This is a genomic window from Streptomyces sp. SID14436 (genome assembly GCF_010548465.1).
GTDB lineage: Bacteria > Actinomycetota > Actinomycetes > Streptomycetales > Streptomycetaceae > Streptomyces.
Map to the genome: position 1 here is coordinate 1 of NZ_JAAGMD010000582.1, position 8399 is coordinate 8399.

The window sequence follows — 8399 nt, forward strand, 5'->3', positions numbered from 1 at the left end:
GCCGCCGGCCGCGCCGGCGGGCGGCGTGCGGCCGGGTACGGGCGGGGCCGGGTCCGCTCCGCTGCTCTGCTCCTTCCTGGCGCTGCCCGCGCCCGTCGTGCCGGTCGTCCGCCTCGTCGTTCCCGCCGGGCCGCCGGCCGCCGGGTTCCCGGCCGGGCATGGGCCGGGGACGCAACGCTGTCTGTTCCATCGATCGCCTCCGTCCGGAGAGCTACCCGGCGGGCGGCGGGCCGACGAGCCACGAACGAGTGAGACTGAGGGGCGGTCAGGAGTGGGTAGCGACCCGGCCGAAGGGGGTGCTGAGCAGCGCCGCCCCGCCCTGGAGCGGCAGCGGCAGCGCGGGCCGGCGGTCGGGGAGGAAGCCGTGGGCGCGCCGGGACAGCCACGCGTCCTTGTACCGGTCGACGCTGCGGTGCCAGTGCAGGATGCCCGCCATCCAGTTGCGCAGGTCCTCCACGTAGTCCCGCATGATGTCCCGGGCCTCCCGGGACAGCTCGAAGTCCTCGTAGACCACCGGCAGTTCGTGTTCCACCACGTGCTCGAACTGGGTGAGGCGGCGGCTCATCAGGTCGTGCACGATCCGCAGGCCGGTCGGGTAGTCGCAGCCGAAGAAGGTCTGCACGACGAGGATCGCGTTGTGGATCTCGCCCTCGTACTCGATCTCCTTCTGGTACGAGAAGACGTCGTTGAGCAGGCAGGCGAAGTCGACGGCCGCGTTCTCCAGGGAGCGGACGGGGCCGCTGCGGTAGACCTCGGGCGGGACGGCCGGGCCGTGGCCGGTGCGGCACAGGCTCAGCGTGAGGTCCGAGCCGAAGGTCTGGCGGCGCATCTCCAGGTAGTCCACGGGGTCGGGCACCCGGTGGACGATCTGGTTGGCCAGCTCCCACAGCCAGCTCTCGGTCATGACGTTGACCGCGTTCTTCAGCGGGCCCCGCTGCTCGGGGGTCATGGTGGCCGTGGTGCGCGCCCACAGGTCGATGAGGGAGCGTTCCATCGCGTTGGCGGGGGCCGGCACCGGTTCGCCGTCGATCGGCATGCAGTCCGACAGCCGGGCGGTGGTCACCCGGGCGGTGGCCAGGTCGCGCCGGTGGCCGTAGACCAGGGGGTAGTAGTCGTCGCCGTAGGTGCCGAAGGCGAGCCACTGGGCGCTGAGGTCGAGCGCCCCGGGGGTGGCGTCCGGGTCGATGCCGGCGGAGCACAGGGCGAGGTCGTAGGCGTCGAGTTTGTCCTCGTCCCAGACGCCCTCGGAGAGGATGCCCATGCGCCGGCACCAGTCGGCGAGGTGGCCGCGGGAGGCGTCCAGGTGGGGGCTCAGCGCCAGCGGGAACGGCATGCGGATGTCGGGGATGACGGAGGGGCCGACCTTCTGGTACGGCACGTGGGTGTGGGCGCGCAGCCGCTCGGCGCCCGCCGCGGTGAGCAGCGCCCGCACGTCGGCGGCGGAGGTGCCGGGGCCGGTGGGTCCTGCCGGTCCCGCGAGGGCGCCCCGGGGGGTGGTGGTGCGCGCGCCCTCGTTCATGTAGCGGCTGGAGCGCAGGTGCCATTCGTGGCCGCCGGACTGCCAGTCCTGGAGCCCCTTCGCGTACGCGGCGACGGCCGCGGCCTCGTGCGGGGCGAGGCCGTTCTCCAGGGCGACGGCGGGCACTTCGGTGAACGCGGTGTGCTCGAACTGGTGGAGCCGTGAGGTGAGGACGTCGTTGACGATGTCGGCGGCCTCCTGGGTGGTGCAGCCGAAGAAGGTCTCCACGACGAGGACGCCGTTGCTGTTCTCGCCCTCGTCCTCGACCTCGCGCTGGTAGGAGAACAGGTCGTTGCGCAGGTGGACGGCGTCGGAGAAGGTCTCCATGAGGACCCGCAGCGGCCGGGTGCCGGCGACGGCGGCGGGCACTTCGGCGGTGGCGTACTCGACGAGTCCCGCGGACCAGGGCGCGCCGCCCACCTTGCGGCGCATCTCGATGTACTCGACGGGATTGGCGATCCGGCCCTCGTTGATGTTGGACAGTTCCCACAGGGACTCGTTGAGCAGGTGCTCGGTGGCGACGGCGAACCGGCGGCGCCAGTCGGCGGACATGGCGGGCACGGTGCGCGCCCACAGGTCGGCGAGGCCCGCCTCGACCGGGTTCTCCGGCACGGGGACGGGGGTAGCCGGGTCGGCGGGCATGAAGAGGGGCAGCCGGTCGAGGTGGGCCTTGCCGGCGGAGCGGTCCTGGGTGCGCTTGTACTTCTCCAGGAAGTGGTCGTCGAAGAAGAAGACCCACACGTACCAGTCGGTGATGAGGGACAGGGCGGGGCCGTCGCAGTCGGGATGGGTGTAGGCACAGAGCAGGCCGTAGTCGTGTGCGTCGAGATCGGCCTGCTCCCAGACTCCGGACCCTTCCAGCATGCCCATCTCGCGGGCCCACGCCGTCGAGTGGGCCCGGGCCTCGTCGACGTGCGGGTTGAGCCGCGCGGGGTGCGGCAGGTAGAAGTGCGGGAGTTCGAACGGCTGCGTCATGGCCGGGCACTACCCGGGCCGCCGGGGCGGCATCCACCGGCCCGGACATGATCACACCATCGCGTGAAACCGGTGGTGATACGGGAGTTCGGGGCGGTTCCGTGCCCTACTCCCGTACCTGGATGAGGGCGTGGGTGCCGCTGACCCGCCAACGCTGGTCCTCCGCCGCGACCAGGGCGGCCTCGGTGGCCGGCGCCAGGCCGGTGATCACGTCGGACTTCAGCGTGCGCAGGGCGGCCACCGGCCCGGGGAAGTGGGCGGTGACGTCGGCGAAGGGCGTGACCGGGGGCCACCGCCGGTCACCCACCAGCCGCCGGTAGTTGAGGTCGCCCTTGACCACGGTGAGATCGGCGGCGGCGAGGCCGGCACGGAGGTCGCCGGGCATGTCCTCGTACGGCAGGGGCGAGCAGAAGAAGGCGTGCGCGCCGATCCGGAGGCGGCCGTCGGCGAGGGCGTGCCACAGCAGGTGCCCGTACTCCGCCGCCGCTCCCTGGGCGTCGCGCAGCCGGCGGACGGCGTCGACGACGTCGGCCGTGGTCGCGTCGGAGACGTAGTACGGGTACGGCTTGACGTGCAGCACGGCCCGGGCGATGCGGCCGTGGGCCAGGAGGTGGGCGAGCAGCAGCAGGTCGGGGACGAGTTCGCGGCCGGCGTTGTCGGCGATCAGGGCGAGCGTGGCCCCGCCGGAGCGGTCGTCGAGGAGCTGCCGCAGGCGCTCGCTGTCGTCGGCCACCAGGCCGGGTGCGGCGGCGGTCTCCTCGGCGCCCTCGGCGGACAGCCGGAAGCCGAGGTCGGCGCGGTTGCCCCACAGCGAGCCGTGCAGCAGGGCCTGCTCGCGTTCGGCGGCGGGCCGGGCGGCGAGGTCGTCGAGGGCGGCCAGTTCCTCCGCCGTCGCGGGGGAGTCGAGCTCGGCCAGCTTCGACGGCCGGAAGGGGTCGATGCCCTGCCAGGGGCCGGGTCCGAAGTACCCGACGGCGTCCAGCAGTTGCCGGTAGAACCAGCTCTCGGACCACAGCCACGGCACGTCGAACCAGGACAGTCCCGCGTACCGCGCCATGCCCCAGGCGAGCCAGTCGTCCCGGTCGTGCGCCTCGGCGGGGAGGGGTTCGATCACGCCCTCGGTGCACCGGGCCAGCAGGGCGTCGAGGGCGCGGTGCTGTGCGGGTTCGTAGGGGAAGGACTCGCGCACCTGCCGGATGATCGCCGGGTGCCGTTCGGCGAGCACGCTGTGGGGGAACGAGCCGGGCTCGTTGCCGAGGATCACGTCGGCGGCGGGGGTGTGGGGCATGCGGCTCACCGTAACGCGCGGGGCGGGCGGGACGCCGCGGCCCGCCTCACACGGGGGCGATCTCCCTCTCCAGGCGGGCGGCCAGGCTGAGGTAGCGCGCACGCCGGGTCACCGGCACCAGTCCGCGGATGAGGATCTGCCACATCTCGGCGGTGCGGCGGGGCTGCCGGGCGACGGGTTCGCGGGACCGGCCCACCACGCGGGTGCCGATGAAGAAGCAGACCAGGGAATGGGCGACGACGTCGATGTCGACGTCGGGGTGGACGTCGGCCTCCTTGACCGCGCCGAGCAGCCGGGCCGTCACGATGTCGAGCCACTCGGTGAAGGGGTGGCTGAGCGGCGGGCGCGGCCGGGTGCCGCCGGTGGCGAGCCGGAGTCCGGCGCGCAGGACGGGGTCCTCGGCCGACAGCCGGGCTATGGAGAAGGTGAGGCGCATCAGCGCCTCCAGCGAGGTGTGCCCCCGCGTCTCGGTCTCCCGGGCCAGCCTGCGGCAGGTGCGGGACTGCAGTTCCAGGATCGCGTGCGCGAGGTCCTCCTTCGCCGCGAAGTGGAAGTAGAGGGCGCCCTTGGTGACATGGGCGTGCTCGACGATGTCACTGAGACTGGTCGATTCATAGCCCTGCCGGTCGAACAGTTCGGCGGCGGCCGTGATGATCGTCGCCCGGGTCTGCTCGGCGCGTACCTGCCTCGCCATCGACTGAACTCCTGAGCCGGAAAAAGGAACGGGTCATGCCGTTTGTTTTTTACCCCGTGTACACGATAACTCACCGTCCGGCGGCGGGAGTCCACATGGTGCGGCCCGAGCTGGTGCAGATCCGGCACCGTTTGGGCGAGGAGAGAGAGGAAACAGCGCGTCCGGTATGCAATTGGGCGGATCCGGCGGCCGAACGTGAGACGGCGGGCCGGCCGGGGCCCCATCCGCACCCGGCCGGCCCGCCGGACCGGTGGCGGCCGCCGCCCGGCCCCCGTCGCGCGGGGCACCGGGAACCGCTCGGGGGTTACCCGCCGGTTCGGCCGCGCTGGAACGATAGGCAGCCCGGCGGCCGGGGGGATACGGGGGAAACCCTCGTATCCCCCCGCACCCACCCTCGGTGCGGCCCTCGGACGCACCGGCCACCGCCACGCGTACGCGCGGGTTCTCGGCCTCCCCCGGACCTCCGCCCGCCGGACCGTACCGTCCGTGCGGTTCCGCTCCGCGCGGCCCGGAAACCGCTCCCACCTCGGGTGTCACGGTTCATCACAATGCGGCAGCGGCACCTCACTTCCCGTGGCCGGTCACTTGACGACCGATGGCGGGACAGGGTTGGCTCCGGGCCAGCGAGAGTCACCCGGCCGGCGCATCGCTGCTGCTCCGACCGCACTCTCCCCCTGCTCTTGCTCTGCCGCACAGCGAGGTCCGCGCCCTCATGAACACTCCTTCCCGGTCCCACCGCATCCCGGGACGCCCCACCCGCCTCGCCGTTCTCGCCGTCGCCGTCGTGCTGCTGGCGGCGGGCTGCTCGGCGTTCGGCCGGGACGACGGCTCCGGGGGCTCCGACGGGGCGGGCGGTGCCGGGGGCATGAAGGTCGCGCTGATCGCCCACGGCGGCGAGGGCGACGCCTTCTGGGATCTGGTCCGCAAGGGCGCCGAGGCGGCCGCGGCCAAGGACGGCATCGACCTGACCTTCGCGAGCGACGCCGACCAGGCGGGCCAGGCCCGGCTGATGCGGGACGCGATCAGGGACGGCGTCGACGGCATCGCGGTGACGCTGGCCAAGCCGCAGGCCATGAAGGGGCCGGTCGGCGAGGCCCGGGCCGCCGGGATCCCCGTCGTCGGGCTCAACTCCGGTATCGACGCCTGGAAGCCGGCCGGACTGCTGGAGTACTTCGGGCAGGACGAGAGCGTGGCCGGCCGGGCCGTCGGCGAGAAGCTGAACGACCTCGAGGCGCGGCACACCCTGTGCCTCGTCCACGAACGCGGCAACGTCGCCCTGGAGGCGCGGTGCGCCGGTGTGCGCAAGACGTTCGCCGGGAAGACCGACAACCTCTATGTGGACGGCACCGACATGCGCGCCGTCGCGGGCATCCTCACCGCCCGGCTGCGGCAGGACCCGTCCATCGACGAGGTCGTGACCCTGGGGGCTCAGTACGCCCTCACCGCGGTCGACGCGGTCCGGGAGGCGGACAGCAAGGCCGGTGTCGCCACCTTCGACCTCGACAAGGACCTGGTGGACGCGGTGCGCGACGGCACCGTCCGGTTCGCCGTGGACCAGCAGCCCTACCTCCAGGGCTATCTCGCCGTGGACGCGCTGTGGCTGTACCGGACGAACGGCAACATCAGCGGCGGCGGGGTGGCCCCGGTCCTCACCGGTCCCGCGTTCGTCACGAAGTCCAATGTCGCCTCGGTCGCTAAGTTCGCGGCCGAGGGCACCCGTTGACGCGGGATGCCCCGGGAGCGTGTCGAAACTTTTCGGTCCCTCACGGGACGCACGCTCACATGTGCGGATAGCATCCTGCGCACCGCCTCCGCTCCCCCTCCCATCCGACCGCTCTAGGACGACGATGTCTCCACGGACAGGTGCCCGGCGCCGGCTCGGCTCCATACGTATCTCGCTGGTCCTCCTGGCGCTGGTGCCGAGCGTCACCCTCGCGGCGATGTGGGGCGTGACGACGACCCAGATGTTCTCGGAGGGGCTGCGGCTGCGGGCCCAGACGGAGCTGAGCCGGTCGACGGGGGCGATGGGCACCGAGGCCGCGCTCGCCCTGCAACGGGAGCGCAGCCTGACCGCCGCGTGGCTCGCCGCGCCCCGGGACTCCCGCAGCGCCCTGGACGCCCAGCGGGAGCGGACGGACCGGGCGGTGGCCGAACTCACCGGCCAGGCGGACGCGATCGCCGAGGCGCCGGCGCGGGTGTCGGAGCGGATGTACTCGGTGCTCGGTTCGGTGGGCAGCCTGGAGTACTACCGCGACCAGATCGACAACCCCGGCGACATCACGGCCGAGCAGGCGCTCGACCACTACACGTCGATCATCGACGAGCAGATCCACGCCTTCCAGGAGCTGTCCCAGGTCGACGACGGCGACCTCACCTCGCAGGCCGGTCCGCTCGTGTCGCTGGAGCACGCGGCGGAACTGATGTCCCGGGGCGACGCCCGGCTCACGCTGGCCTGGCCGTCCGGCCACCTCGGCCGGGAGGCGTGGACGGATTTCGGGGAGCTGGTCGGCACGCGCCGCTGGCTGGTCGAGGACCAGATCCTGCCGTCCCTGCGGGGCACCGCCAAGACGCGGACGGAGAAGATCCTCGCGAGCCCGGAGTGGCGCACCCTGGAGAAGATCGAGGACCAGGTGCTCGCCGCGCGGCCCACGGGCAAGGGCGACCGGGTCGTCCTGCCGGACGCGCAGCGCCGGTGGGACACGGCCTGGGACAAGGTGTCCGCGCAGTACACCGCGATGATCCAGCAGGAGACCGACGGACTGCTGACCCGCAGCGCCGACGAGGCCCGCGGGCTGCTGCTGACGGCCGCCGCGCTGAGCGCGGGCGGACTGGCCGCGCTGCTGGTGTGCGTGGGCATGTCCTGGCGGATCACCCGCTCGCTGTCCCGGCGGCTGCACGGCCTGCGGATGGCCACGCTGAGCCTGGCGGAGGAACGATTGCCCGACGTGGTGGCCCGGCTGGAGCGCGGCGAGAAGGTGGACGCGGAGTCCGCGACGACGCCCCTGGACTACGGCGACGACGAACTGGGCCAGGTGGCGCAGGCGTTCAACACCGCGCAGCGCACGGCCGTGCACACCGCGGTCGAACTCGCCGACGCCCGGCGGGGGTTCCAGAAGATCATCCTGGGCATCGCCCGGCAGAGCCAGAACCTGGTGAACCTCCAGCTCAGCAAGCTGGACGCGCTGGAGCGCCGGCACACCGACCCGGAGGTCCTCAAGGGCCTGTACGAACTCGACTCCACCGCGAGCCAGTTGCGCCGCTACGAGGAGAACCTGGTCATCGTCAGCGGTGAGCGGCCGGGCCGTACCTGGAGCCGGCCGGTCGCCCTGATCGACATCCTGCGCAGTGCCGTCGGCGAGGTCGCCGAGTACCAGCGGGTGGAGGTGCAGACGGAGGAGGACGAGATCGCCGTCGCCCCGCCCGCGGTGGCCGACGTCATCCACCTGCTGGCCGAGCTGATCGACAACGCCACCGCCTACTCCCCGGCGCCCAGCCCGGTCGGGGTGCGGGCCGCCATGGTGGCCAAGGGGCTCGCGGTGGAGATCGAGGACCGCGGACTGGGCCTGTCGGAGGAGGACTACGCCTCCCTGAACGCCCAGCTGTCCACGCCCCCGCAGTTCGACGTGGTGGCGCTCGCCGACGACCTGCGGCTCGGCATGTTCGTGGTGTCCCAGCTCGCCCACCGGCACGGCATCGCCGTCACCCTGCGCTCCTCGCCGTACGGCGGGACGACGGCGATCGTGCTCGTCCCCCACGAGATCGTGGTCCGGCAGTCCCCGGACGCCCCGGACACCGCCCAGGACGGCCGCGCCGGGTCTGCCCCGGCGGCACCGCGGTCCCCGGAGGCCGCGGACCCGAGCAGCACGGCGGGCCCGGCGGCCGCGGCGGAGGCGTCCGGCACGACGGACCCCGACGGGCCCGGG

At 72.9% G+C, this 8399-nt stretch carries 5 protein-coding genes and 1 pseudogene; 2 read left to right on the plus strand and 4 right to left on the minus strand.

Annotation, left to right across the window (positions count from 1 at the left end):
- From G3I53_RS33385 to G3I53_RS20570, 4 genes and pseudogenes are all read right to left on the minus strand, one after another.
- Nucleotides 1-190: pseudogene (locus G3I53_RS33385) on the minus strand (hypothetical protein); the annotation flags it as partial.
- Nucleotides 191-265: 75 nt separating this feature from the next.
- Entirely contained in the window at nucleotides 266-2494 is a 2229-nt protein-coding gene (gene cyc2, locus G3I53_RS20560) for a germacradienol/geosmin synthase Cyc2 (RefSeq protein ID WP_164333812.1), read from the minus strand.
- A gap of 106 nt (nucleotides 2495-2600) precedes the next feature.
- Nucleotides 2601-3782 (minus strand): damage-control phosphatase ARMT1 family protein, encoded by a 1182-nt coding sequence (locus G3I53_RS20565; protein ID WP_164333813.1) that lies wholly within the window; start codon nucleotides 3780-3782, stop codon nucleotides 2601-2603.
- A 46-nt stretch (nucleotides 3783-3828) separates the two neighbouring features.
- On the minus strand, nucleotides 3829-4476 hold the full coding sequence (locus G3I53_RS20570) for a ScbR family autoregulator-binding transcription factor (protein WP_164333814.1): 648 nt from the start codon (nucleotides 4474-4476) through the stop codon (nucleotides 3829-3831).
- Between the two features lie 712 nt (nucleotides 4477-5188).
- Between G3I53_RS20570 and G3I53_RS20575 the strand changes: the two genes are divergently transcribed.
- Entirely contained in the window at nucleotides 5189-6199 is a 1011-nt protein-coding gene (locus G3I53_RS20575) for a substrate-binding domain-containing protein (RefSeq protein ID WP_164333922.1), read from the plus strand.
- Between the two features lie 124 nt (nucleotides 6200-6323).
- The coding region (locus G3I53_RS20580; protein WP_164438632.1) for a nitrate- and nitrite sensing domain-containing protein at nucleotides 6324-8399 on the plus strand (2076 nt) is incomplete at its 3' end.